Here is a 24,598-nt window from a genome sequence, read left to right on the forward strand (position 1 = left end):
CTGCATTACGATCCATTTACCAAGCGTTGATCCATCCCGCCGCTTGTACGCCGTGACCCACGGCCGCGACCACCCCCGCCACCGCCGGGGGAAGACCGAGTTCCGCGACCGCGCTGCCCCGGAGGAGACGGGAACATGTCAGCCTGCGTCCCCACACGCGCCACCCAACCGACCGACTCGGCCACGCCCGAGCGCCTGCACCAGCCCCACAGCCCGCCACCGGCCCCGCGCCGCCGCTTCCACCTCGCGGGCGCCGACGTGTCCGCGTCCATCGCGGTCTTCCTGATCGCCCTGCCCCTGTCCCTCGGCATCGCCCTGGCCACCGGCGCGCCACTCCAGGCCGGCCTCGTGGCCGCGGCCGTCGGAGGCCTGGTCGCCGGCCGGTTCGGGGGCTCCGCGCTGCAGGTCAGCGGACCCGCCGCAGGGCTCACCGTGGTCACCGCCGACCTCATCCACCGCTACGGCTGGCGCACGACGTGCGCGATCACCGTCCTCGCCGGCCTCGCCCAACTCGGCCTCGGCTGCCTGCGCGTGGCCCGCACCGCGCTCGCGGTGAGCCCCGCCATCGTGCACGGCATGCTCGCCGGCATCGGCGTGACCATCGCCGTGGCCCAGCTGCACATCGTTCTGGGCGGCACGCCGCAGAGCTCCGTCCTGGCCAACCTGCTGGCCCTTCCCGCGCAGGTGGCCGCGGGGCGCCCGGCCGCCCTCGTGGTGAGCGCCCTGACCCTCACCCTGCTGCTCCTCTGGCCACGGCTGCCCGGCCGCGCGGGCCGTCTGCTCCGCAAGGTGCCCGCCGCGCTCGTCGCCGTCTCCGGCGCGACCGCGGTCGCCTCCCTCACCGGACTCACCCTGCCCCGCGTCGAGTTGCCGTCCTGGAGCAGCCACGCCCTGGCCGGACTGCCCGAGGGCCCGGCCCTGGGCCTGGTCGCCGCCGTCCTCACCATCACCCTGGTGTGCAGCGTGCAGTCGCTGCTCGGCGCGGTCGCCGTGGACAAGCTGGTGGCCGCCCGGGCCGCGTCCCCCGACGGAGCGGAACCGACTGACGGCACGGGCTCGGCCGCCATCGGCTCGGCCTCCCCCACCGGCTCGACCACCGCCACCGCCTCCCAGGCGACCGTCCCCTCGGCGCCCCGCGTCGCCCGCTCCGACCTCGACCGTGAGCTGCTCGGTCAGGGCGCCGCCAACATCGTCTCCGGAGCGCTCGGGGGGCTGCCCATCGCCGGCGTCGCGGTGCGGAGTTCGGCGAACGTGCGAGCCGGGGCGGTGAGCCGGAACTCCACGATGCTCCACGGCGTTCTGGTAGTAGTCGCCGCGCTGCTGATGGTTCCGATCCTGGAGCTCATCCCGCTCGCCTCCCTCGCCGCCCTGGTGATGGCCGTCGGCATCCAGATGGTGTCCCTGCACCACATCCGCACGGTGACCCGCCACCGCGAGGTGCTGGTGTACGCCGTCACCACCCTCGGCGTGGTCTTCCTCGGCGTCCTCCAGGGCGTGGCACTCGGCATCGCCGTCGCCGTGGCCACCGCCCTGCACCGCCTCGCCCACACCCGCATCACCCATGACGAGAAGGAAGGAGTCCACCACGTACGCGTCCGGGGTCAGTTGACCTTCCTAGCGGTCCCTCGCCTCAGCCGGGCCCTGCACCTCGTGCCCCACGGCGCCCCCGCCGTCGTGGAGTTGGACGGTTCGTTCATGGACCACGCGGCGTACGAGACCCTCCAGGACTGGCAGAAGACGCACACCGCGCACGGAGGCACGGTCGAGTTCGGTGGCCGGCGCCCGGGTCTGCGGATCGCCGAGCCGGTGATCCCGCACGCCGACGAGGACGCCGACTGCCGCTGCGGACCCTGGACACCGTGGCGCAACCACCAGTGCGACCTGACGAGCCTCGCGCGGGCGACCACGGGCGACGCGGACAGCCGCCGCACGGACACCGTCATCGCCACCAGCACCAGCACCGAGACCGCCACCGGCACCGGCACCGGCACCGGCACCGGCACCGGCACCGGCACCGGCAACCATGCCCCCACCCCCACCCGTACCGGCACTACGGCCGCCCAGAGCGCGACCCCCGAAAGCGCGGGCGCCGAGAGCGCGGACCTCCCGCCCGACGACACGGACGAAGGCAGCAACAGGGACACCGACCGGAAGGAGACCGACCCCCCACCCACCGCCCACCAGCTCGTCCGAGGCATCAGCGCCTTCCAGCGCAACACCGCCCCCCTGGTGCGGGACGAGCTGGAGCGGCTGGCGCGGGAGGGGCAGCGGCCCTCGCAGCTGTTCCTCACCTGCGCGGACTCGCGGCTGGTCACCTCGATGATCACGTCCAGCGGTCCGGGCGACCTGTTCGTGGTGCGCAACGTGGGCAACCTCGTGCCCCTGCCCGGCGAGGACAGCGGGGACGACTCGGTGGCCGCCGCGATCGAGTACGCGGTGGACGTACTGGAGGTGCGGTCCATCACGGTGTGCGGGCACTCCGGGTGCGGGGCCATGCAAGCTCTGCTGAGTGCCGAGCCCGGTGAGGCGCACACCCCGCTGAAGCGGTGGCTGCGGCACGGGCTGCCCAGCCTGGAGCGGATGGCCGACGACGGCCGGCCGTGGGCCCGGCTCGCCGGGCGCGCCGCCGCGGACGCGGTGGAGCAGCTGTGCCTGACCAACGTGGTCCAGCAGCTGGATCACCTGCGGGCCCACGCGTCCGTGGACCGGGCGCTGCGGGCCGGTGCGTTGGAGCTGCACGGGATGTACTTCCACGTGGGTGAGGCGCAGGCGTACCTGCTCACTGAGGGCAAGGTCTTCGACCACGTACGACCGGTCGACGTCCCGGCCTGACGACCCGCGCGGCCGCCCCCACCCGGGCGGCCGCGCCGCACCGCCCCGCACCCGGCGGCCGCGCGGGAGGAGCCGGGCGACTGTGAAAGGGGTTACACCCGCTGAACTGCTGAACTCTCCCCCACCGGGGTCCGTGCCTACCGACGACAGCCCGGCCGTGCCCACCCCGCAGCACACCTCACCCCACACCCCACAGCACAGGTCTAAACCAATTCCCGGGCTGCCCTTGTCACCGGCTCCCGGGTCTGATGAGCTGTGGCCCGGGACACAACGGACACCCTGGGAAAGGGAGATGTCGTGAGCAACGAAAGCCTGGCCAACCTCTTGAAGGAGGAGCGACGCTTCGCGCCGCCCGCTGACCTGGCCGCCAACGCCAACGTCACGGCAGAGGCGTACGAGCAGGCCAAGGCTGACAGGCTCGGTTTCTGGGCCGAGCAGGCCCGCCGACTGACCTGGGCCAAGGAACCGACCGAGACGCTCGACTGGTCGAACCCGCCGTTCGCCAAGTGGTTCGCGGACGGCGAGCTGAACGTCGCGTACAACTGCGTCGACCGTCACGTGGAGGCCGGGCACGGCGACCGCGTGGCGATCCACTTCGAGGGCGAGCCCGGCGACAGCCGCTCCCTCACCTACGCCGAGCTGAAGGACGAGGTCTCCCGGGCGGCGAACGCCCTGCTGGAGCTGGGTGTGCAGAAGGGCGACCGGGTCGCCGTCTACATGCCGATGATCCCCGAGACGGCCATCGCCATGCTGGCCTGCGCCCGGATCGGCGCCGCGCACTCCGTGGTCTTCGGCGGCTTCTCGGCGGACGCGCTGGCCACCCGCATCCAGGACGCCGACGCGCGCGTCGTGATCACCTCGGACGGCGGCTACCGGCGCGGCAAGCCGTCCGCGCTCAAGCCGGCCGTCGACGAGGCGGTGGCCAAGGTCGACAACGTCGAGCACGTGCTGGTGGTCCGCCGTACCGGACAAGACGTGGCGTGGAGCGACGAGCGGGACGTGTGGTGGCACGACCTGGTCGGGCGCCAGTCGGCCGAGCACACGCCGGAGGCGTTCGGCGCGGAGCACCCGCTGTTCATCCTCTACACCTCGGGCACGACCGGGAAGCCGAAGGGCATCCTGCACACCTCCGGGGGCTACCTCACCCAGGCCGCCTACACCCACCACGCGGTCTTCGACCTCAAGCCGGAGACCGACGTCTACTGGTGCACGGCCGACGTCGGCTGGGTGACCGGTCACTCGTACATCGTGTACGGGCCGCTGGCCAACGGCGCCACCCAGGTGATGTACGAGGGCACCCCGGACACCCCGCACCAGGGCCGCTTCTGGGAGATCGTGCAGAAGTACGGGGTCACGATCCTCTACACCGCGCCGACGGCGATCCGGACGTTCATGAAGTGGGGCGACGACATCCCCGCGAAGTTCGACCTGTCGAGCCTGCGGGTCCTGGGTTCGGTCGGTGAGCCGATCAACCCCGAGGCGTGGGTCTGGTACCGCAAGAACATCGGCGCGGACCGCACGCCCGTCGTGGACACCTGGTGGCAGACCGAGACCGGCGCGATGATGATCTCCCCGCTGCCGGGCGTCACGGAGGCCAAGCCGGGGTCGGCGCAGCGTCCGCTGCCGGGCATCTCCGCCACGGTCGTCGACGACGAGGCGAACGAGGTGCCCAACGGCGGGGGCGGCTACCTGGTGCTCACCGAGCCGTGGCCGTCGATGCTGCGCACCATCTGGGGCGACGACCAGCGGTTCATCGACACGTACTGGTCGCGCTTCGCGGGCAAGTACTTCGCCGGTGACGGCGCGAAGAAGGACGACGACGGCGACATCTGGCTGCTGGGCCGGGTCGACGACGTCATGCTCGTCTCGGGCCACAACATCTCCACCACCGAGGTGGAGTCCGCGCTGGTGTCGCACCCCTCCGTCGCCGAGGCGGCGGTCGTGGGTGCGGCGGACGAGACGACCGGCCAGGCGATCGTGGCGTTCGTCATCCTGCGCGGTACGGCCGCGGAGAGCGAGGGGCTGGTCGACGAGCTGCGCAACCACGTCGGCGCGACGCTCGGCCCGATCGCCAAGCCCAAGCGGATCCTGCCGGTGGCGGAGCTGCCGAAGACCCGCTCCGGCAAGATCATGCGGCGCCTCCTGCGGGACGTCGCGGAGAACCGGCAGCTCGGCGACGTCACGACCCTCACCGACTCCACGGTGATGGACCTGATCCAGGCGAAGCTGCCCGTGGCGCCTTCCGAGGACTGACAGCCGGCCCGAACAGTTCCGAGGAGATCCGCTCCGGGTGCGGGGGCAACCCGCCCCGGCACCCGGAGCGGCGGCCGAACGCCGCGCAGGTCCCGTCGGGTGTACGCCGCCCCGCTTGGGTAACCTGAACGGAGCGGCACGCACCACGCGAAGACCGCAACACGCGACGAACGCAACACGAGAAGACCACGGTGTGCCGGGAAGTCTGGTCGGCAGGTGTTCAGTCCTGCCCACCGACCGGAGGTTCCCCCCGTGGCCGCGCCCCGCTCCCCCGCCACCCGCCAGAGCTCGTCCCGCAAGCTCTTCGGCCGTCTGTCCCTGCCGGAGCGGACCCTCGTCGGGGACGCCCTGCGTACGGAGACGGTCGGCGGTGTGCTGCTCCTGCTGGCCGCAGTGTCGGCCCTCGTGTGGGCGAACGTCCCCGCGCTGCATGACAGTTACGAGAGCGTCAGCGACTTCCACTTCGGCCCCGAGGCCCTCGGCCTGCACCTGTCGGTCGCGCACTGGGCGGCGGACGGGCTGCTCGCGGTCTTCTTCTTCGTGGCCGGCATCGAGCTCAAGCGGGAACTGGTCGCCGGTGACCTGCGCGACCCGAGGGCGGCCGCCCTGCCCGTCGTGGCGGCGCTCTGCGGGATGGCCGTACCGGCGCTGGTGTACACGCTGACCAACACGGCCGAGGCGGGTTCCCTGGCGGGCTGGGCGGTGCCCACCGCCACGGACATCGCATTCGCGCTGGCCGTGCTCGCCGTGATCGGCACCTCCCTGCCGAGCGCGCTGCGGGCCTTCCTGCTCACCCTCGCCGTCGTCGACGACCTGTTCGCGATCCTGATCATCGCGGTGTTCTTCACCGACACCATCCACTTCGCGGCCCTCGGCGGCGCCGCCGTCGGCCTCGGGGTGTTCTGGCTGCTGCTGCGCAAGGGCGTGCACGGCTGGTACGTCTACGTCCCGCTCGGGGTCGTGATCTGGGCGCTGATGTACAACAGCGGCGTCCACGCCACCATCGCCGGCGTCGCGATGGGCCTGATGCTGCGCTGCACGACCCGCGAGGGCGAGCGGTGCTCCCCCGGCGAGCGCGTCGAGCACCTGGTGCGTCCCCTGTCGGCGGGGCTCGCGGTGCCGCTGTTCGCGCTGTTCAGCGCGGGTGTCACCGTCTCGGGCGGGGCGCTGGGCGACATCTTCACCCGGCCGGAGACCCTCGGGGTGGTGCTCGGTCTGGTCGTCGGCAAGACAGTCGGCATCTTCGGCGGCACCTGGCTGACCGCCCGCTTCACCCGCGCCTCGCTCAGCGACGACCTGGCGTGGCCGGACGTCTTCGCGGTCGCCTCGCTGGCCGGCATCGGCTTCACCGTGTCGCTGCTGATCGGCGAACTCGCCTTCGAGGGCGACGCGGTCCTGACCGACGAGGTGAAGGCGGCCGTGCTCGTCGGCTCGCTGATCGCCGCGGGCTGGTCGACGGTGCTGCTGAAGGTACGGAACGCCAGGTACCGCAGGCTCTGCGAGGCGGAGGAGCGCGACGACGACGAGGACGGCATCCCGGACGTCTACGAGGAGGACCAGCCGGAGTACCACCTGCGGATGGCCGCGATCCACGACCGCAAGGCCGCCGAGCACCGCCGGATCGCCGCGGAGATGGCCGCGGCGCGGCGCGCACGCGCCGAAGTGCCGGGCGGGGCGGGCGAGGAGGGCGACCGTCCGGCATGATCTGACGGGACGGTACAAAACACGGGACCGTGTGCGGTCCGGCCGAGCGGCCGGGCGGCGCGCCCCCGAGGAGAACGAGGGAGACCGCGATGAGCGCACCCGACGGCAGCCCGGTCGGCGTGGAACGCAGCATCGGCCAGCTGTTCGCCTCGGCGACGACCGAGATGTCGGCGCTGGTGCACGACGAGATCGCGCTGGCGAAGGCGCAGCTGAAGCAGGACGTGAAGCGCGGGGCGACGAGCGGCGGCGCGTTCTCGCTGGCCGGCGCGCTGCTGGTGTTCTCCCTGCCGATGCTCAACTTCGCCCTGGCGTACGGCATCCGCACCTGGAGCCACTGGAACCTGGCGGTCTGCTTCCTGCTCTCCTTCGCGGCGAACGTCCTGGTCGCCGGCGTGCTCGCGCTGATCGGCGTGGTGTTCGCGAAGAAGGCCAAGCAGGGCAAGGGCCCGCAGAAGGTGGCCGCGTCGGTGAAGGAGACGGCGGGCGTGCTGCAGAACGCCAAGCCGCACCCGCGGCCGGAGCTGGACGTGGACCGCGCCCCGCAGGCCATCGAGGCTGTGGCACGCTCGTCCTCATGACGGACCCGGCCCCCACCCCTTCGGCGCAACCCGCTTCGGTCGTACGACCCGACGGTCCCTGGACCCACCGGGACGTGGCGGCCAACGGCGCCCGCTTCCACATCGCGGAGGCCGGCGACGGGCCGCTGGTCCTCCTGGTGCACGGCTTCCCGCAGTTCTGGTGGACGTGGCGGGAGCAGCTGACGGCGCTCGCCGACGCCGGTTTCCGCGCGGTCGCGGTCGACCTGCGGGGCGTCGGCGGCAGCGACCGCACCCCGCGCGGCTACGACCCGGCCAACCTCGCCCTGGACATCACCGGCGTGATCCGCTCGCTGGGCGAGCCGGACGCCGCGCTGGTCGGTCACGACCTCGGCGGCTACCTGGCGTGGACGGCGGCCGTGATGCGCCCCAAGCTCGTGCGGCGGCTCGTGGTGGCCTCGATGCCGCACCCGCGGCGCTGGCGCTCGGCGATGCTCGCCGACTACCGGCAGTCGGCGGCGAGCTCCCACATCTGGGGCTTCCAGCGGCCGTGGATCCCGGAGCGCCGGCTCACCGCGGACGACGGCGCGCTGGTCGGCGAGCTGATCCGGCAGTGGTCCGGCCCGAACCCGCTGGACGACAAGGCGATCGAGACCTACCAGCGGGCGATGTGCATCCCCTCCACGGCGCACTGCTCGGTCGAGCCGTACCGGTGGCTGGTGCGCTCGCTGGCCCGGCCGGACGGCGTGCAGTTCTACCGCCGGATGAAGCGCCCGCTGCGGGTGCCGACGCTGCACCTGCACGGTTCACTCGACCCGGTGACCCGCACGCGCAGTGCGGCTGGCTCCGGGGAGTACGTCGAGGCGCCGTACCGGTGGCGGCTGTTCGACGGCCTGGGGCACTTCCCGCACGAGGAGGACCCGGTCGCCTTCTCCTCCGAACTGGTCGATTGGCTGAAGGATCCCGAACCCGACCGGTGACCGTTCGAAAGCGTTCGGCACCCGCGGCCGAACCTACTGTCCTATGAACGGCCACATGCCCGCCGCATAGGCCAATTGGCCGTCTCCCAGGCGGTTATGGACCTTGGGGCGGGGGCAGACGTCGAGGTATGGGCTGGACGCACGACTACAGTGACGCAGCACGCAACCGTCGCTCGGCCTCGGGCCTGAGCACCCACCAGCGGGACGGCTCCCCACAGTCGGGAAGCGACCTCCGGGTGGGCATTCCGGTCATCCTGCGCCGCCGGGCCCGCTGGGTCTCGGTACGCCTGCGTCACCCCCGCCCCTGACACCCGCGCGGGCACGGGGCGTGCGCTACAGGGCGCAGCTGTCGCTGTCCACCTGCTGGTTCGCGGCGCGGCCCTTGGCGATGTCCCGCTGGATCTCGTCCGCGGTGAGCGCGTAGCCGGTGTCGGCGTCGTCGAGCGACTTGGCGAAGACCACGCCGTACACCCGGCCGTCGGGCGTCAGCAGCGGGCCGCCAGAGTTGCCCTGGCGGACGGTCGCGTACAGCGAGTACACGTCACGGCGCACGGTGCTGCGGTGGTAGATGTCGGGACCGTTGGCCGTGATCCGGCCGCGCACCCGGGCCGCGCGCACGTCGTACGCGCCGTTCTCCGGGAAGCCGGCGACGATCGCGCCGTCCCCGCTCGCGGCGTCCTTGGTCGCGAAGCGGAGCACGGGCGCGTGGAGGTCGGGCACGTCCAGGACGGCGATGTCGCGCTTCCAGTCGTAGAGGACGACGGTCGCGTCGTAGCGCCGGCCCTCGCCGCCTATCTGGACGGTGGGCTCGTCGACGCCGCCGACCACGTGCGCGTTGGTCATCACGCGGCGCTCGCCGAAGACGAAGCCGGTGCCCTCCAGGACCTTGCCGCAGCTTTCGGCGGTGCCCATCACCTTGACGATGGAGCGCTGCGCGCGCGTGGCCACCGGGCTGTTCGCGAGGGCCGGGTCGGGCGGCTGGACGTCGGTGATCGGCTCGTTGGAGAACGGGCTGAAGACCTGCGGGAAGCCGTTCTGCGCGAGTACGGAGGAGAAGTCGGCGAACCAGGTGTCGGCCTGGTCGGGCAGCGCCCGGGAGACCCCCAGCAGCACCTTGGAACTGCGGACCTCCTTGCCCAGCGTGGGCAGGGTGGTGCCGGCCAGGGCGGAGCCGATCAGCCAGGCCACCAGCAGCATCGCGACCACGTTGACCAGGGCGCCGCCGGTGGCGTCCAGGGCGCGGGCCGGTGACCAGGTGATGTAGCGGCGCAGCTTGTTGCCCAGGTGGGTGGTCAGGGCCTGGCCGACGGAGGCGCAGACGATCACGACGACGACCGCGACCACGGCGGCGGTGGTGCTCACCTCGGAGTTGTCGGTGAGGGCGTCCCAGGCGACCGGCAGGAGGTAGACGGCGACGAGTCCGCCGCCGAGGAAGCCGATGACCGACAGGATGCCGACGACGAAGCCCTGGCGATAGCCGACGACCGCGAACCACACGGCAGCGACCAGCAACAGGATGTCCAGCACGTTCACCGCTTGGGGCCTCGCCTCGTCGTCTCGCCGTCGGTTCCGGTCGGCCGTGGCCCCCGGAGGCGCCCCCCGGGCTGACACGGCACGGGGGACACCCTGTCATGACCTCCAGTCGAGCGGGACCTGCTTGTCCCGGTCCCAGGGCTGCTCCCAGCCCGCGTAGTGCAGCAGGCGGTCGATGAGGCCGGCCGTGAAGCCCCACACGAGGGCCGATTCGACCAGGAATGCCGGGCCGCGGTGGCCGCTGGGGTGCACGGTGGTGGCGCGGTGGGCGGGGTCCGTGAGATCCGCCACGGGGACGGTGAAGACCCGCGCGGTCTCGTTGGGGTCCACCACCCCGACCGGGGTGGGCTCCCGCCACCAGCCCAGCACCGGGGTCACCACGAACCGGCTCACCGGGATGTACAGCTTCGGCAGCACGCCGAAGAGCTGGACGCCGGACGGGTCGAGGCCGGTCTCCTCCTCGGCCTCGCGCAGGGCGGCCCGCAGCGGTCCGTCCCCCTCGGGGTCGCCGTCCTCCGGGTCGAGCGCGCCGCCCGGGAACGACGGCTGGCCGGCGTGCGAGCGCAGGGAACTGGCCCGCTCCATCAGCAGCAGCTCGGGCCCGCGCGGGCCCTCGCCGAACAGGATCAGCACCGCCGACTGCCGTCCGGTGCCGTCGCGCGGCGGCAGGAAGCGGCTCAGCTGGAGCGGCTCGACCGTCTCCACGGCCCGCACCACCGGGTCCAGCCAGTCCGGCAGGCCCTCCTTGCCCAGCGTCACGTCCTGGATGTCACTCGCCCGCGTCATCTGCGCACCACCCCCCGTTCACCCGGCACAACGCCCGACGCCCCCGAGATCGTTCCTCATCCGGCCCCCAGCGGCGGTGCCGGCCGGCCGCCCGCGTCCAGGTAGGCCTGGGGCGGGTTGAGCCGCTGGCCGGGGAAGCCGCCCTTCTCGTACTTCAGCAGCTTCTTCGCCTTCTCCGGGTCCGTCTCCCCCTCGCCGTAGGCCGGGCAGAGCGGGGCGATGGGGCAGGCGCCGCAGGCCGGCTTGCGGGCGTGGCAGATGCGGCGGCCGTGCCAGATGACGTGGTGGGACAGGTCCGTCCAGTCGCTCTTGGGGAACAGCGCGCCGATCGCGGCCTCGATCTTGTCGGGGTCGGTCTCGTCGGTCCACCCGAAGCGCCGCACCAGCCGCTGGAAGTGGGTGTCCACGGTGATCCCGGGGCGCCCGAAGGCGTTGCCGAGGACGACGAAGGCGGTCTTGCGGCCGACGCCGGGCAGCTTGACCAGGTCCTCGAGCCGGCCGGGCACCTCGCCGCCGAAGTCCTCCACGAGGGCCTTGGACAGCCCTATCACCGACTTGGTCTTGGCCCGGAAGAACCCGGTGGGGCGGAGGATCTCCTCCACCTCCTCGGGGTTGGCCGCGGCCAGGTCCTCGGGGGTCGGGTACTTGGCGAAGAGGGCGGGCGTCGTCTGGTTCACCCGCAGGTCGGTGGTCTGCGCCGACAGCACCGTGGCCACGATCAGCTGGAAGGGGCTTTCGAAGTCCAGCTCCGGATGGGCGTACGGGTACACCTCGGCGAGTTCGCGGTTGATGCGCCGGGCGCGGCGGACGAGGGCCGTGCGGGACTCGCCGCTCGGCGGGCGCACCTCGACCGTCCTGGGGGCGCCGGCCTTCTTCACCGGGGCGGCCGCCTTCGCGGGCGCGGCCTTCTTCGCGGCGGCCCTCACCTTCTTGGCGGCCGCCTTCTTGACCGGAGCGGCCTTCGGCTTGACCGGAGCGGCCTTCGCCGCTTTTGTTGCTTTTGTCGTTTTTTCATCACCGCCCGGAGTCTGTTCGCCCACAGCGGAATCACGACGTACAGCCACCCGCCCAGCCCCCTTGGCCTGTGCTCTCACCGGCGATTTGGACACCCGGCCAGCCTAGGGCCCGGCACCGACATCCGCCGTGGGGCCGAAGGATCGGCCCCCGATTGGACCCCTGCCGCGTACCCCCGGACACGTGTACGGCATCCTTGTGACAGATCACACTGTTTGGACCGTCCGGCAAAATGGGCACCACGGACCCCTGGTACACGGGTACACGGGGGGCAAGATCCCCTGAGCAGGTCGACAAGGAGAGAACTCGTGGACGACGTTCTGCGGCGCAACCCGCTCTTCGCGGCTCTCGACGACGAGCAGGCCGCGGAGCTGCGCGCCTCCATGAGTGAGGTGACCCTCGCGCGTGGCGACTCCCTGTTCCACGAGGGAGACCCGGGAGACCGGCTCTACGTCGTCACCGAGGGCAAGGTCAAGCTCCACCGCACGTCCCCCGACGGCCGGGAGAACATGCTGGCCGTCGTGGGCCCCGGCGAGCTCATCGGCGAGCTGTCGCTGTTCGACCCGGGCCCCCGTACGGCGACGGCGACCGCCCTCACCGAGGTCAAGCTGCTCGGCCTCGGCCACGGCGACCTCCAGCCCTGGCTGAACGCCCGCCCCGAGGTGGCAGCGGCGCTGCTGCGCGCGGTCGCCCGGCGCCTGCGCAAGACCAACGACGCCATGTCCGACCTGGTCTTCTCGGACGTCCCCGGGCGCGTGGCCCGCGCCCTGCTCGACCTGTCGCGCCGCTTCGGCGTGCAGTCCGAGGAGGGCATCCACGTCGTCCACGACCTCACCCAGGAGGAGCTGGCCCAGCTCGTCGGCGCCTCCCGCGAGACGGTCAACAAGGCCCTCGCCGACTTCGCCCAGCGCGGCTGGCTGCGCCTGGAGGCCCGCGCGGTGATCCTCCTGGACGTGGAACGCCTGGCCAAGCGGTCGCGATAGCGCGCACAGGGGGTCGGGCAACGGCCCCCACCCGCATGTCCGAAACACCGCACCGGACCGCCCGCGGTCTGGATCCCCAGGGTCACATCGCTCGCGAAGGCGCTCTGACGCGGGTGCCACCGGCCTTCCGCCCGGTGGTCACCGCGGCCCGCGAGCGCCTGCGCGACGTCCTCGGCGCGCGGCTGCACAGCGCGTACCTCTACGGCTCGGTCCCCCGCGGCTCCGCACGAGGTCGCCGTTGGTCTCGCGGGCGAGGAGGCTGTCGGGCCGGTACCGCGGAAGGTACGCGGCGAGGTCGTCACCGAGGAGCGGCGTGCGCAGGCACGCGACGAACCACGCCAGGTCGTACCGCTCTGGCTCGCTGAGCACGCGTGCCCGGCTGTAGAGGAGCGTCGCCACGCCGTCGACCTGCTCGAACTCCGTGTCGAGGGCCCGCTCGAACTCCCGTAGGCCCTCCCGGTCCGTGTCCGTCGGCTCCTCGTGGAGGGCGACCAGCAGGTCCAGGCCACTGCGTCCCACGCGACGGGAGCCCATCGGCGATCCGGACGTGCTGCGCTCCTACGTCGATGACCTCGGCCCCTGGCTGGCACGGGAGTACGCGCGCGTGCACGGGGTGAAGGCACCCCGGCCCGACGGTCCGTGACGTCCCGGCCGGCCGCAAGGGCAGGGGTTCAGATCAGGCCGTGTTCCCGCAGGTACTCCAGCTGGGCCCGGACCGAGAGTTCCGCCGCGGGCCACAGGGAGCGGTCGACGTCGGCGTAGACGTGGGCGACGACCTCCTCCGGGGTGCGGATGCCGTCCTCGACGGCCGTCTCGACCTGGGCGAGGCGGTGGGCGCGGTGGGCGAGGTAGAACTCGACGGCGCCCTGCGCGTCCTCCAGGACGGGACCGTGGCCCGGCAGCACCGTGTGCACGCCGTCGTCCACGGTCAGCGACCTCAGGCGGCGCAGCGAGTCCAGGTAGTCGCCCAGACGTCCGTCGGGGTGCGCCACGACCGTCGTGCCGCGCCCGAGGATCGTGTCCCCGGTCAGCACCGCCCCGTCGGCCGGGAGGTGGAAGCACAGCGAGTCGGCCGTGTGGCCCGGCGTCGGGACGACCCGCAGCTCCAGGCCGCCCACCTCGACCACGTTCCCGGCGGCCAGCCCCTCGTCCCCGAGCCGCAGCGCCGGGTCCAGCGCCCGCACCTTGGTGCCGGTCAGCCCGGCGAAGCGCGCGGCGCCCTCGGCGTGGTCGGGGTGCCCGTGCGTCAGCAGCGTCAGGGCGACGCGCTTGCCGGCCTCCTCCGCGGTGTCGATCACCCGGCGCAGGTGGCCGTCATCCAGCGGGCCGGGGTCGACGACCACGGCGAGCGCGGAGTCCGGCTCGGACAGGATCCACGTGTTGGTGCCGTCCAGCGTCATCGCGGACGCGTTGGGCGCGAGGACGTTGACCGCGCGGGGCGTCGCGGGGCCCGACAGCACCCCGCCGCGCGGCTGACCGGGCAGGGCGGCCGCTTCCGTCATCGGAGGGCTCCTTCCGGACGCGGGCGGATCCGGGTGGCGCGGCCGGCCGGCGGCCGCCCCGTACGGGTATGCGCGGGTGCGTCGCTCATGCGGGGGCTCCACCGGTCGGTGCGGTCGGCACGTGCTTCGTGAACTCGTCGTGGCCCGGCCAGCTCAGCACGACCTCGTCGCCCTCCAGTCGGGCCCGGGCCAGCACCGGCGTCAGGTCACGCGCGGGTGCCGCCGCGAGCGCCTCGGCCGCGGAGCCATACGGCGCGAGCTGGCGCAGGGTCGCGATCGTCGGCGGCATCATCACCAGCTCGCCCCGGTCGTACGACGCGGCCGCCTCGGCCGGGCGGATCCACACCGTGCGGTCCGCCTCCGTGGAGGCGTTGCGGGTGCGCTGGCCCTCGGGCAGCGCGGCCACGAAGAACCAGGTGTCGTAGCGGCGGCTCTCGAACTCGGGCGTGATCCAGCGCGTCCAGGCGCCCAGCAGGTCCGAGCGCAGCACCAGGCCCCGCCGCTCCAGGAACTCCGCGAAGGACAGCTCCCGGGCGACCAGCGCGGCCCGGTCGGCCTCCCAGTCGGGGCCGGTCGTGTCGCCGACCACCGTCTCGGCGGTCGGCCCGGCGAGCAGGACGCCGGCCTCCTCGTACGTCTCCCGCACGGCCGCGCACACGATCGCCTGGGCGGCCGCCTCGTCGACCCCGAGCCGCTCGGCCCACCACGCGCGCGGGGGGCCCGCCCAGCCCACGTGGTGCTCGTCGTCGCGCGGGTCGACACCGCCGCCCGGGTACGCGTACGCGCCCGCGGCGAAGGCCATGGAGGCGCGCCGGCGCAGCATGTGGACGACGGGACCCTCACCGGTGTCCTTCAGGAGCATGACGGTGGCGGCGCGCCGGGGCACGACCGGCTCGAGCGTGCCGTCCGCGAGCGCGCGGATGCGTTCCGGCCAGTCCGGGGGGAACCACTGCCCATTCGCCATGGCCGGAGGCTATCCCGTGGTGAGCGAATGTTCGAGAGGGGCCCGCGACCTGGGCCGGGCGACCGGAGGCCGCTCCCGGCGGCCCGCGCCGGACGGCCGGCCCCTCCCCGTGCTCCTCAGGCGCCCCAGCGCCCCGGGCGCCTCAGCGCCCCAGACGGCTCAGGCGCTCAGGCCAGTTCCACCTGGATCTCGACCTCGACCGGCGCGTCCAGCGGCAGCACCGCGACGCCGACCGCGCTGCGCGCGTGCACGCCCTTGTCGCCGAGGACCTCGCCGAGCAGCTCGCTGGCGCCGTTGACCACGGCCGGCTGGCCGGTGAAGTCCGACGCGGAGGCGACGAAGCCGACGACCTTCACCACGCGCGCGATGCGGTCCAGGTCACCGGCGACGGACTTCACGGCGGCCAGGGCGTTCAGCGCGCAGGTGCGGGCCAGCTCCTTGGCCTCCTCCGGAGTGACCTCGGCCCCGACCTTGCCGGTGACCGGCAGCTTGCCCTCCACCATGGGCAGCTGGCCGGAGGTGTACACGTACGCACCCGACTGCACGGCCGGCTGGTAGGACGCGAGCGGCGGCACGACCGCCGGCAGCGTCAGGCCCAGCTCGGCGAGCTTCTCCTCGACCGCGCTCACGCCTGCTTCTCCCGCTTCAGGTAGGCCACGAGCTGCTCGGGGTTGTTCGGCCCGGGCACGACCTGGACGAGCTCCCAGCCGTCCTCGCCCCAGGTGTCCAGGATCTGCTTCGTGGCGTGGACGAGCAGCGGCACGGTTGCGTATTCCCACTTGGTCATGGGCCGACTGTAGCCGCTGGCCGGGGCCGCGCCGTGCCCCGGTCGCACCCCGCGATCGTCGTACTGTCGGCCCGGTTGTCCACAGGCTGTTGATTGGTCCCGGCGCCGAGTGGTTACGCTCGAAGACGTGAGCAGGCTCCAGGTCGTCAGCGGTAAGGGCGGGACCGGAAAGACGACGGTCGCCGCGGCCCTCGCGCTGGCCCTCGCCGAGGAGGGGAAGCGGACGCTTCTCGTCGAGGTGGAGGGCCGGCAGGGCATCGCACAGCTCTTCGAAACGGAGGCGTTGCCCTACGAGGAGCGCAAGATCGCCGTGGCCCCGGGGGGCGGCGAGGTCTTCGCGCTCGCCATCGACCCCGAACTGGCCCTTCTGGACTACCTCCAGATGTTCTACAAGCTGGGCGGCGCGGGCCGCGCCCTCAAGAAGCTCGGCGCCATCGACTTCGCCACCACCATCGCGCCGGGCGTGCGGGACGTCCTGCTGACCGGCAAGGCGTGCGAGGCCGTGCGGCGCAAGGACCGGGCCGGCCGCTTCGTGTACGACTACGTCGTCATGGACGCGCCCCCGACCGGCCGCGTCACCCGCTTCCTCAATGTCAACGACGAGGTCGCCGGGCTGGCCAGGATCGGCCCGATACACAATCAGGCGCAGGCGGTGATGCGGGTGCTGAAGTCGTCCGAGACGGCCGTGCACCTCGTGACGCTGCTGGAGGAGATGCCGGTCCAGGAGACCGCCGACGGCATCGCCGAACTGCGCGCCGCGCGGCTGCCGGTGGGCCGGGTCGTCGTCAACATGGTCCGCCCCGAGCTGCTGGACGCGGCCGACCTGGACCTCGTGCGCAGCACGCCGCGCACGGCGATCGCCCGCTCCCTGTCCGCGGCCGGCCTCGGCGGCGCCCGCCGCGGCGGCACCGCGGAGAAGCTGGTGGACCCGCTGCTGGCCCAGGCCGAGGAGTACGCCGAGCGGTACGCGCTGGAGCAGGAGCAGCGCGCGGTGCTGGGCGAGCTGGGCCTGCCGCTGCACGAGCTGCCGCTCCTCGCCGAGGGCATGGACCTGGCGGGTCTGTACGAACTGGCCACCGAGCTGCGGAAGCAGGGGATCGCATGAGTCCGGACCCGGCCGCCACCCAGGAACGCCGCCTCGGCCCCGCGCGCGTGCTCGACGTCGACCCGCTGCTCGACGACCCGGACACCCGGATCGTGGTGTGCTGCGGCTCGGGCGGGGTCGGCAAGACGACGACCGCTGCGGCGCTCGGGCTGCGCGCGGCCGAGCGCGGGCGCAAGGTCGTCGTGCTCACCATCGACCCGGCCCGCCGGCTCGCCCAGTCCATGGGCATCGACTCCCTGGACAACACTCCGCGCCGGGTGAAGGGCGTCGAGGGGGACGGCGAGCTGCACGCCATGATGCTCGACATGAAGCGCACCTTCGACGAGATCGTCGAGGCGCACGCGGACCCGGAGCGGGCGGCTGCCATCCTCGGCAACCCCTTCTACCAGTCGCTCTCGGCGGGCTTCGCGGGCACGCAGGAGTACATGGCGATGGAGAAGCTGGGGCAGCTGCGGGCCAAGGAGGAGTGGGACCTCATCGTGGTCGACACGCCCCCGTCCCGCTCCGCGCTGGACTTCCTCGACGCGCCGAAGCGGCTGGGGTCCTTCCTGGACGGCAAGCTGATCCGGGTGCTGCTGGCGCCCGCCAAGGTGGGCGGCCGCGCGGGGATGAAGTTCCTCAACGTCGGGATGTCGATGATGGCCGGCGTCCTCGGCAAGGTGCTGGGCGGTCAGCTGCTGAAGGACGTGCAGACGTTCGTGGCGGCGATGGACTCCATGTTCGGCGGCTTCCGCACGCGCGCGGACGCCACCTACAAGCTGCTCCAGGCGCCCGGGACGGCGTTTCTGGTGGTGGCGGCGCCCGAGCGGGACGCGCTGCGGGAGGCGGCGTACTTCGTGGAGCGGCTGGCCGCGGAGGACATGCCGCTGGCCGGCCTGGTGCTCAACCGGGTCCACGGCAGCGGGGCCACGCAGCTCTCGGCCGAGCGGGCGCTGGACGCCGCGGAAAATCTTGTGGACGCCCGCATTGTCGATCAGGACGACGGGAAAGCTGGACTTCGTAACTCTCCCGAAACGTACGGCAGTTCAGGAACTCCCAGGTCGCCCGACCCGTCCGCGTCCGGGGCCGCCCCCACGGCATCCGACGACCCGTCCGGGACGACACCGGCTCCCGGTGGCGACCGCGGTGACGGTGGCGACGGCGACTCCGGCGAGGAACGGCCGGTCGACCGGCTGACCGCGGGTCTGCTGCGGCTGCACGCCGAGCGCATGCACCTGCTCTTCCGGGAGCAGCGCACGCGTGACCGCTTCACCGCGCTCCACCCGGAGGTGGCGGTGGCCGAAGTGGCCGCCCTCCCGGGCGACGTGCACGACCTGGCGGGCCTGCGGGACATCGGCAACCGGCTCGCGGACAACCGCCCGGAACTGCCGGGGCCGGCCGGGGCCTGACCCGACATGCCGGGCGACCGTCGGTGAACACACCGGTGGGCCGTCAGTGGACACGCCGGTCGGCCGTCGGCATACACGCCGGTCGGCCGTCACTGGACACACCTGGGAGACGGCCGTGGAGGCCGCCTGCGGGACGGCCGTGGAGGCGCCCTGGGGACGGCGCCTCGGCGCACGGCGTGACCGAGGTGACACGGCGTCACCGAGGTGACGGGCGGTCGGCAGGGCGACGCGGAGGCCGCAGGGCCCGCCGCGGCCGTGTCAGCTGAGCTCAGCCCGGCTCAGCTCACGGCCGCGTAGTTCTCGTACACCTGGTCGTCGTCGAGCGGCACGATGCCCACGCCGCGCTCGTACTCCGTACGCGCCGTCTCCAGCAGGCGCCGCCACGAGGTGACGGTCGGCCGCCGGCGCAGCAGAGCGCGGCGCTCGCGCTCCGTCATGCCTCCCCACACACCGAACTCCACACGGTTGTCGAGCGCGTCGGCCAGGCACTCGGTGCGTACCGGGCAGCCCGTGCACACCGCCTTGGCCCTGTTCTGCGCTGCTCCCTGAACGAACAGTTCATCCGGATCGGTAGTGCGGCAGGCAGCCTGCGCACTCCAGTCGGTAACCCAGCCCATACCGGCGCCGTCCTCTCCCGAATCGAGGCTCCCCCACGGCGGCAAGCGGCATATTCACCGCCGCCAGTTGAGGACGTTACGGAAGGTGGGCGCAGCGCAACACCCCCTCCGGGCCCAATCTTGAATGGCCCGAACGGACTATGGGTAAGCGGCAGATCACCCGGGGGAGTGAGCCCACGACATGCGCGACCATCCCGGCAAAGCGGGACATTTTTAGCTCGTCACACCGGACGCCTGATGACACAGAAGGCGGATTCGGACACGCCTCCACCAAGAAATCGGGGAGCCTCCGGAACGATTCGGGGTCGCCGGACGTATTGATACGTAGCCCTGCTGCTGTGACAGTTGAGAGCAGCTTAGGCCAAGGCATATACGCGTGTCCGGCGAATGAGAACGTAGGCTGCCCCCATGCCAAAGAAGCGATCGGGCGGTGGCCTGTCCGCCACACAGCAGGCCGCCAAGTTCCTCGGTGTCAGTGTGCTCGCGGGAGCGGTGCTGGCCGGCATCGCGCTGCCCGCGGTGGGCGCGCTGGGGCTGGTCGCCAAGGGTTCCGTCGAGTCGTTCGACGAACTCCCCGCCAACCTCAAGACCCCGCCGCTGAGCCAGCGCACCTCGATCCTGGACGCCGACGGCCACCAGATCGCCTCGGTCTACTCGCGCGACCGCACGGTGGTGCCGCTGAAGAGCATCTCGCCGTACCTGCAGAAGGCGATCGTCGCGATCGAGGACTCGCGCTTCTACGAGCACGGCGCGGTCGACCTCAAGGGCATCCTGCGCGCGCTGAACAAGAACGCCCAGAGCGGCGGCGTCAGCCAGGGCGCCTCGACGCTCACCCAGCAGTACGTGAAGAACGTGTTCATCGAGGAGGCCGGCGACGACCCGACGAAGGTCGCCGAGGCCACCCAGCAGACCATCGGCCGCAAGATCCGCGAACTGAAGTACGCGATCCAGGTCGAGGAGGAGCTGGGCAAGAAGAAGATCCTCGAGAACTACCTGAACATCACCTTCTTCGGTGAGCAGGCCTACGGCGTGGAGGCGGCCTCCCAGCGCTACTTCTCCAAGCACGCCAAGGACCTGACCCTCCCGGAGGCGGCACTGCTGGCGGGCATCGTCCAGTCCCCCACCTTCTACGACCCGATGAACGAGCCCGAGCAGGCCATCGAGCGGCGCAACGTCGTGCTGCAGCGCATGGCCGAGGTCGGTGACGTCTCCCAAGCGGAGGCGGACGCGGCGAAGAAGACCCCGCTGGGCCTGAAGACCACCCAGCCGAAGAACGGCTGCATCACGGCGACCAAGGGCGCCAGTTTCTTCTGCAAGTACGTCGAGAAGGTCTTCCTGAGCGACCCGGTCTTCGGCCGGACCAAGGAGGAGCGGGCCAAGATCTGGAACCAGGGCGGCCTGACCATCCGCACGACCCTCGAGCCGCAGGCCCAGGCGTCGGTGCAGGACTCGCTCAAGGACCACGTCTACAAGTCGGACAAGGTCGCCGCGGCCGCCACGCTGGTCGAGCCCGGCACCGGCAAGATCCTGGCGATGGGCCAGTCCAAGCCGTATGGCTACGGCAAGAACGAGACCGAGATCAACTACTCGGTGGGCTCCGACCGGGGCGGCTCGAACTTCGGCTTCCCGACCGGTTCGACGTTCAAGCCCTTCGTGGCCGCGGCCGCGCTGGAGCAGGGCCGCCCGCCCACCCAGGAGTACTCCTCGCCGTACGAGATGGAGTACCCGAGCCCGGTCCGGACGTGCGACGGCAAGCAGTGGGTCAACACCGACGGGACCCGCCTGGAGAACGAGAGCGAGTCGGAGCACGGTCCTTACCGGCTGCGCGAGGCGATGGCCAAGTCGGTCAACACCTATTTCGTGCAGATGATCTCCGACATCGGCCTGTGCCCGGTGATGGACATGACCGACGGGCTGCACGTGGTGCAGGGCAACGGCGACAAGCTCCCCCAGGTCCCCGCGATCGCGCTCGGCTCCAAGGGCATCTCGCCGCTGACCATGGCCTCGGCCTACGCGGCCTTCGCCTCGCGCGGCATGTACTGCACGCCGATCGCCATCGAGTCGATCACCCAGAAGGTCGGCGACCAGCAGAAGTCGCTGGAGGTCCCGAAGTCCACCTGCTCGCGCGCGATGAGCGAGAAGACCGCGGACACCATCAACACCCTGCTCCAGGGCGTGATCGACTCCGGTACGGGCCAGGCGGCGGGCCTGAAGGACCGCGACAACGCCGGCAAGACGGGTACGACCGACTCCCGCAAGAACGCCTGGTTCGTCGGCTACACGCCCAACCTCTCCGGCGCCGTGTGGGTCGGCAGCGCCACCCAGAAGGTGGAGATGACCGACATCACCATCGGCGGCCGCTACCACGCCCAAGTCTACGGCGGTGACACGCCGGGTCCGATCTGGAAGGACGCCATGACCGGCGCCCTGGACGGCAAGGACTCGCCGGACTTCCACACCGTCGACATCCCGGACGACAAGAAGGACCGCGACCCGGGCGACGGCGACGACAACGGCGGCGATGACAACGGTGACGGCAACGGTGACGGCGGCGGCTTCATCGGCGGCTTCCTGAACGGCGGCACGGGCGACGGCGGCAACGGTGGCGGGGGGCCCGCCCCGACGGTCTCCTTCCCGGACAACCTGTTCCAGGGGCAGGGCAACGGGGGGCGTGGGAACGGGAGCGGAGGGCGGCGCTGAGGTCGCGGTGACGGCGTGACCGCGCCTGATCGGTGGGACGGGAACGGCCCCTGCTCCGGTGAGCAGGGGCCGTTTCGTGCGTCGGGGTCGGCGTCGTACGCAGGTCGGGTGGCCCGCCGACGTCGTACGCGAGCCGGGTGGCCCGCCGACGTCGTACGCGAGCCGAGTGGTCCGCCGACGTCGGGGTCAGTTGGGTGGCACGCCGACGTCGGGGTCAGCCGGCGAGGTGCTTCTTCACCGCGGCGGCGACGCGGCCGCCCTCGGCCTGACCGGCCACCTTCGGGTTCACGATCTTCATGACGGCGCCCATGGCGCGGGGGCCCTCGGCGCCGGCGGCCTTGGCCTCCTCGACGGCCTGGGCCACGATCGCGTTCAGCTCGTCGTCGCTCAGCGGCTTGGGCAGGTACGCGGAGAGCACCTCGCCCTCGGCCTGCTCCCGCTCGGCCTGCTCGGCCCGGCCGCCCTGGGCGAAGGCGTCGGCGGCCTCACGGCGCTTCTTCGCCTCCTTGGTGATCACCTTCAGGACCTCGTCGTCGGAGAGCTCGCGCTTCTCCTTGCCCGCGACCTCCTCCTTGGTGATCGCGGCGAGCGTCAGCCGGAGCGTCGAGGAGCGGAGCTCGTCGCGCCCCTTGATCGCGGCGTTGAGGTCTTCCTGCAGCTTCGACTTGAGCGTGGTCATGTCGTTGATTGTCGCAGGTGCGGGAGGGGGGCCGCCCGCGGATTTCCGGGGCGGGTGACGGGGGGCGGTGGGCCGGGGGCCGGGGGCCGGGGGCCGGGAGGCGGGGGGCGATGGCTTGGGTGACGGGTGGCGATGGCTCGGGGGGCGAGGTGTCGATGGTTGGGGGCGGGGTGGCAATGACTCACGACCCGCGGCGCGCCGCCCCACCCCCCGGGTCTGAGACGATGGACGTATGCGCGCGCGATACAAAATCCCCCTGGGAATCACGGCGGTTGGCGCCGCCGGTCTGGTGTACGCGGCGGGTTTCGAGGCCCGCTCCTTCCGCCTGCGCCGGGTGACGGTCCCGGTGCTGCCGTCGGGCATGCGCCCCCTGCGCGTCCTGCAGGTCTCCGACATCCACATGGTGAGCGGCCAGCGCAAGAAGCAGCGCTGGCTGCGTTCGCTGGCGGGCCTGCGCCCCGACTTCGTGATCAACACGGGCGACAACCTGTCGGACCCGGAGGGCGTGCCCGAGGTGCTGGACGCGCTCGGCCCGCTGATGGAGTTCCCCGGGGCGTACGTCTTCGGCTCGAACGACTACTACGGCCCCACGCTGCGCAACCCGGGGCGCTACCTGCTGGAGAAGCTCAGCGGCCGGCACGGCCTGAACGGCAACCCGCCGGTGGTCGGCGCCGTCCACAACCCGTGGGAGGACCTGCGCGACGGCTTCGACGCGGGCGGCTGGCTCAACCTGACGAACACGCGGGGCGTGCTGAAGGTCGACGGCGTGGCGGTGGAGCTCACGGGCGTGGACGACCCGCACATCAAGCGGGACCGCTACGAGCGGGTCGCGGGCGGCCCGTCCGGCTCGGCCGACTTCTCGATGGGCGTGGTGCACGCGCCGTACCTGCGGGCGCTGGACGCGTTCACGGCGGACGACTACCCGTTGGTCCTGGCCGGCCACACGCACGGCGGCCAGCTGTGCATCCCCTTCTACGGCGCCCTGGTCACCAACTGCGATTTGGACACGGACCGGGTGAAGGGCCTGTCCAAGCACACGGCGGAGGGCAGGACGGCATACCTGCACGTCTCGGCGGGCTGCGGGACGAGCCGGTACACCCCGGTACGGTTCGCGTGCCCGCCGGAGGCGACGCTGCTGACGCTGGTGGGGCGGGAGTAGCGCCGGGGCGGTCCGCTCGCCACACTGCTCACCACCCGAACGGTGCACCCCTATAGCAGGTCATGCCCCTTTTGCCTAACTTGAGGGCATGACGGCACCGATACCCAGGGACATCCCGGAGCTGCCGGCGATCCCCCGCACGCACGCGCTGATCCCCTCCTACGTCCCCGCGGCGGCGGTGGTGGCCCCGGTCCGGCGCCCCCTGGTGGGGCTGTTCCGCCTGCTGATCGCGGGTCTGGCGGCGGGGACGGTGGCCCTGACCCTGCTGCTGGGGAGTCCCGTACGGGTACTGAGCCACTTCGCGGTGCAGAGCACGATCCTGCTGGCGCTGGTGACGGCAACGTCGGCACGGCGGGCCTGGACGGCCCGCAAGCCGCTCCCGTCGGCGCTGACGGGAGCGGTGCTGCTCTACACGGTGATGACGGCGCTGGTGGACCACCTGCTCCTGTCGGACAGGACCCCGCCGTTCTCGGTGACGACCCCGGGCGCCGCGCCGACGGGCTGGCACCAACTGGCGGACGTCCTCCTGCACACGGTGGTCCCGGCGGCGGCGGTCCTGGACTGGCTGCTGCTGACGGCACCGGGCGCGCTGCGGCTGCGGCAGGCGGCGTCGTGGCTGGTGTACCCGGTGGTGTACCTGGTGTTCACACTGGCCCGAGGGGCACTGGGAATGCCGGGCACGGTGGCGGCGAAGGGTGAGAAGGGGACGCGGTACCTCTACCCGTTCCTGGACGTGGCCGCCCACGGCTACCGGCACGTCCTGGCCAACGCCCTCCTCCTCGGCCTGGCCTTCTACGCCCTGGCCCTCGCCCTGGTCGCCCTGGACCACGCCCGCCCGAACCCCACCCGTCACCACACCAAAACCGGATTTCGTCTCCAGCCTCCGGTGGGCTAAAGTAAACGACGTCGCCGCGACGAGCAGCGACACCGGGGTGTAGCGCAGCTTGGCAGCGCGCTTCGTTCGGGACGAAGAGGTCGTGGGTTCAAATCCCGCCACCCCGACAGCCGAAACAGCAGGTAGACCACCTAGGAACGTTCCTAGGTGGTCTTCTTGTTTTTGCCTGCGTGTCTATCTG

Annotated in this window: 21 protein-coding genes, 1 tRNA gene and 2 pseudogenes; 14 read left to right on the plus strand and 10 right to left on the minus strand. The window is 72.1% G+C overall.

Annotation, left to right across the window (positions count from 1 at the left end; all coding sequences use genetic code 11):
• Positions 1-135: 135 nt before the first annotated feature.
• The 6 genes from AQJ30_RS31925 to AQJ30_RS39630 all read left to right on the plus strand — a co-directional run bounded on the left by AQJ30_RS31925 (position 136) and on the right by AQJ30_RS39630 (position 8,613).
• Complete coding sequence (locus AQJ30_RS31925) at positions 136-2,832, plus strand: bifunctional SulP family inorganic anion transporter/carbonic anhydrase (RefSeq protein ID WP_067240855.1); 2,697 nt, start codon at positions 136-138, stop codon at positions 2,830-2,832.
• Positions 2,833-3,129: 297 nt separating this feature from the next.
• Entirely contained in the window at positions 3,130-5,085 is a 1,956-nt protein-coding gene (gene acs / locus AQJ30_RS31930) for an acetate--CoA ligase (protein ID WP_067240857.1), read from the plus strand.
• Between the two features lie 252 nt (positions 5,086-5,337).
• Entirely contained in the window at positions 5,338-6,789 is a 1,452-nt protein-coding gene (nhaA, locus tag AQJ30_RS31935) for a Na+/H+ antiporter NhaA (protein WP_067240859.1), read from the plus strand.
• 89 nt (positions 6,790-6,878) lie between these two features.
• A complete protein-coding gene (locus tag AQJ30_RS31940) occupies positions 6,879-7,367 on the plus strand; it encodes a phage holin family protein (protein WP_067240860.1) in 489 nt (162 codons plus the stop codon).
• A complete protein-coding gene (locus AQJ30_RS31945; protein WP_067240862.1) occupies positions 7,364-8,305 on the plus strand; it encodes an alpha/beta fold hydrolase in 942 nt (313 codons plus the stop codon). The genes AQJ30_RS31940 and AQJ30_RS31945 overlap by 4 nt, the downstream gene beginning before the upstream one ends.
• A gap of 128 nt (positions 8,306-8,433) precedes the next feature.
• A complete protein-coding gene (locus AQJ30_RS39630; protein ID WP_079084434.1) occupies positions 8,434-8,613 on the plus strand; it encodes a hypothetical protein in 180 nt (59 codons plus the stop codon).
• A 25-nt stretch (positions 8,614-8,638) separates the two neighbouring features.
• Here AQJ30_RS39630 and AQJ30_RS31950 read toward each other — a convergent pair whose 3' ends face one another.
• The 3 genes from AQJ30_RS31950 to nth all read right to left on the minus strand — a co-directional run bounded on the left by AQJ30_RS31950 (position 8,639) and on the right by nth (position 11,664).
• Positions 8,639-9,838, minus strand: a complete 1,200-nt coding sequence (locus AQJ30_RS31950) for a MarP family serine protease (RefSeq protein WP_067240864.1) — start codon at positions 9,836-9,838, stop codon at positions 8,639-8,641.
• A gap of 96 nt (positions 9,839-9,934) precedes the next feature.
• Positions 9,935-10,624: an NUDIX hydrolase gene (locus AQJ30_RS31955; protein ID WP_067240866.1), complete on the minus strand. Its 690-nt coding sequence runs from the start codon at positions 10,622-10,624 to the stop codon at positions 9,935-9,937.
• Positions 10,625-10,680: 56 nt separating this feature from the next.
• Complete coding sequence (nth, locus tag AQJ30_RS31960) at positions 10,681-11,664, minus strand: endonuclease III (RefSeq protein ID WP_245727219.1); 984 nt, start codon at positions 11,662-11,664, stop codon at positions 10,681-10,683.
• A gap of 282 nt (positions 11,665-11,946) precedes the next feature.
• Here nth and AQJ30_RS31965 point away from each other — a divergent pair, with 282 nt between their 5' ends.
• Positions 11,947-12,621: a Crp/Fnr family transcriptional regulator gene (locus tag AQJ30_RS31965; protein ID WP_029382547.1), complete on the plus strand. Its 675-nt coding sequence runs from the start codon at positions 11,947-11,949 to the stop codon at positions 12,619-12,621.
• A gap of 35 nt (positions 12,622-12,656) precedes the next feature.
• A pseudogene (locus tag AQJ30_RS39635) lies at positions 12,657-12,848 on the plus strand (nucleotidyltransferase); the annotation flags it as partial.
• 1 nt (position 12,849) lies between these two features.
• On the opposite strand, the pseudogene AQJ30_RS31970 reads toward AQJ30_RS39635, so the two are convergent.
• The 5 genes and pseudogenes from AQJ30_RS31970 to sp36 all read right to left on the minus strand — a co-directional run.
• Positions 12,850-13,155, minus strand: a pseudogene (locus AQJ30_RS31970) (nucleotidyltransferase); the annotation flags it as partial.
• Positions 13,156-13,292: 137 nt separating this feature from the next.
• Positions 13,293-14,123 (minus strand): MBL fold metallo-hydrolase, encoded by an 831-nt coding sequence (locus tag AQJ30_RS31975; protein ID WP_067240869.1) that lies wholly within the window; start codon positions 14,121-14,123, stop codon positions 13,293-13,295.
• Positions 14,124-14,208: 85 nt separating this feature from the next.
• The gene (locus AQJ30_RS31980; RefSeq protein WP_067240870.1) at positions 14,209-15,087 is read right to left on the minus strand and encodes an NUDIX hydrolase; all 879 of its coding nucleotides are present in this window, start codon (positions 15,085-15,087) and stop codon (positions 14,209-14,211) included.
• Between the two features lie 167 nt (positions 15,088-15,254).
• A complete protein-coding gene (locus AQJ30_RS31985) occupies positions 15,255-15,716 on the minus strand; it encodes a RidA family protein (RefSeq protein ID WP_067240872.1) in 462 nt (153 codons plus the stop codon).
• Positions 15,713-15,874, minus strand: coding sequence for a Sp36 family protein (gene sp36 / locus AQJ30_RS31990; RefSeq protein WP_003975360.1), 162 nt, complete (start codon positions 15,872-15,874; stop codon positions 15,713-15,715). Before sp36 ends, AQJ30_RS31985 begins: the two co-directional genes overlap by 4 nt.
• Before the next feature lie 127 nt (positions 15,875-16,001).
• Between sp36 and bagA the strand changes: the two genes are divergently transcribed.
• Entirely contained in the window at positions 16,002-16,979 is a 978-nt protein-coding gene (gene bagA, locus AQJ30_RS31995) for an ATPase BagA (protein WP_067240876.1), read from the plus strand.
• Entirely contained in the window at positions 16,976-18,367 is a 1,392-nt protein-coding gene (bagB, locus tag AQJ30_RS32000) for an ATPase BagB (protein WP_067240878.1), read from the plus strand. The genes bagA and bagB overlap by 4 nt, the downstream gene beginning before the upstream one ends.
• 278 nt (positions 18,368-18,645) lie before the next feature.
• Here the strand turns inward: bagB and wblA are convergent, their stop codons facing one another.
• The gene (gene wblA / locus AQJ30_RS32005) at positions 18,646-18,984 is read right to left on the minus strand and encodes a transcriptional regulator WblA (protein WP_067240880.1); all 339 of its coding nucleotides are present in this window, start codon (positions 18,982-18,984) and stop codon (positions 18,646-18,648) included.
• A gap of 408 nt (positions 18,985-19,392) precedes the next feature.
• Here wblA and AQJ30_RS32010 point away from each other — a divergent pair, with 408 nt between their 5' ends.
• On the plus strand, positions 19,393-21,684 hold the full coding sequence (locus AQJ30_RS32010; RefSeq protein ID WP_067240882.1) for a transglycosylase domain-containing protein: 2,292 nt from the start codon (positions 19,393-19,395) through the stop codon (positions 21,682-21,684).
• A gap of 214 nt (positions 21,685-21,898) precedes the next feature.
• Here AQJ30_RS32010 and AQJ30_RS32015 read toward each other — a convergent pair whose 3' ends face one another.
• Entirely contained in the window at positions 21,899-22,363 is a 465-nt protein-coding gene (locus tag AQJ30_RS32015) for a GatB/YqeY domain-containing protein (RefSeq protein ID WP_067240883.1), read from the minus strand.
• 232 nt (positions 22,364-22,595) lie between these two features.
• Between AQJ30_RS32015 and AQJ30_RS32020 the strand changes: the two genes are divergently transcribed.
• The 3 genes from AQJ30_RS32020 (at position 22,596) to AQJ30_RS32030 (ending at position 24,524) form a co-directional block, all read left to right on the plus strand.
• Complete coding sequence (locus AQJ30_RS32020) at positions 22,596-23,522, plus strand: metallophosphoesterase (protein ID WP_067240885.1); 927 nt, start codon at positions 22,596-22,598, stop codon at positions 23,520-23,522.
• Between the two features lie 88 nt (positions 23,523-23,610).
• A complete protein-coding gene (locus tag AQJ30_RS32025; protein ID WP_067240886.1) occupies positions 23,611-24,417 on the plus strand; it encodes a Pr6Pr family membrane protein in 807 nt (268 codons plus the stop codon).
• A 33-nt stretch (positions 24,418-24,450) separates the two neighbouring features.
• Positions 24,451-24,524, plus strand: a tRNA-Pro gene (locus AQJ30_RS32030).
• Positions 24,525-24,598: the final 74 nt, after the last annotated feature.

Origin of the sequence: Streptomyces longwoodensis, assembly GCF_001514125.1 — a bacterium.
Taxonomy (GTDB): domain Bacteria; phylum Actinomycetota; class Actinomycetes; order Streptomycetales; family Streptomycetaceae; genus Streptomyces; species Streptomyces longwoodensis.

Bases quoted from the DNA above. Each gene is read 5' to 3' on its own strand.
- AQJ30_RS31925 (WP_067240855.1), top strand. From the start codon at position 136: ATGTCAGCCTGCGTCCCCACACGCGCCACCCAACCGACCGACTCGGCC.
- AQJ30_RS31940 (WP_067240860.1), top strand. From the start codon at position 6,879: ATGAGCGCACCCGACGGCAGCCCGGTCGGCGTGGAACGCAGCATCGGC.
- AQJ30_RS31945 (WP_067240862.1), top strand. From the start codon at position 7,364: ATGACGGACCCGGCCCCCACCCCTTCGGCGCAACCCGCTTCGGTCGTA.
- AQJ30_RS39630 (WP_079084434.1), top strand. From the start codon at position 8,434: ATGGGCTGGACGCACGACTACAGTGACGCAGCACGCAACCGTCGCTCG.
- AQJ30_RS31955 (WP_067240866.1), bottom strand. From the start codon at position 10,624: ATGACGCGGGCGAGTGACATCCAGGACGTGACGCTGGGCAAGGAGGGC.
- AQJ30_RS31975 (WP_067240869.1), bottom strand. From the start codon at position 14,123: ATGACGGAAGCGGCCGCCCTGCCCGGTCAGCCGCGCGGCGGGGTGCTG.
- AQJ30_RS31980 (WP_067240870.1), bottom strand. From the start codon at position 15,087: ATGGCGAATGGGCAGTGGTTCCCCCCGGACTGGCCGGAACGCATCCGC.
- sp36 (WP_003975360.1), bottom strand. From the start codon at position 15,874: ATGACCAAGTGGGAATACGCAACCGTGCCGCTGCTCGTCCACGCCACG.
- bagB (WP_067240878.1), top strand. From the start codon at position 16,976: ATGAGTCCGGACCCGGCCGCCACCCAGGAACGCCGCCTCGGCCCCGCG.
- wblA (WP_067240880.1), bottom strand. From the start codon at position 18,984: ATGGGCTGGGTTACCGACTGGAGTGCGCAGGCTGCCTGCCGCACTACC.
- AQJ30_RS32010 (WP_067240882.1), top strand. From the start codon at position 19,393: ATGCCAAAGAAGCGATCGGGCGGTGGCCTGTCCGCCACACAGCAGGCC.
- AQJ30_RS32015 (WP_067240883.1), bottom strand. From the start codon at position 22,363: ATGACCACGCTCAAGTCGAAGCTGCAGGAAGACCTCAACGCCGCGATC.
- AQJ30_RS32020 (WP_067240885.1), top strand. From the start codon at position 22,596: ATGCGCGCGCGATACAAAATCCCCCTGGGAATCACGGCGGTTGGCGCC.
- AQJ30_RS32025 (WP_067240886.1), top strand. From the start codon at position 23,611: ATGACGGCACCGATACCCAGGGACATCCCGGAGCTGCCGGCGATCCCC.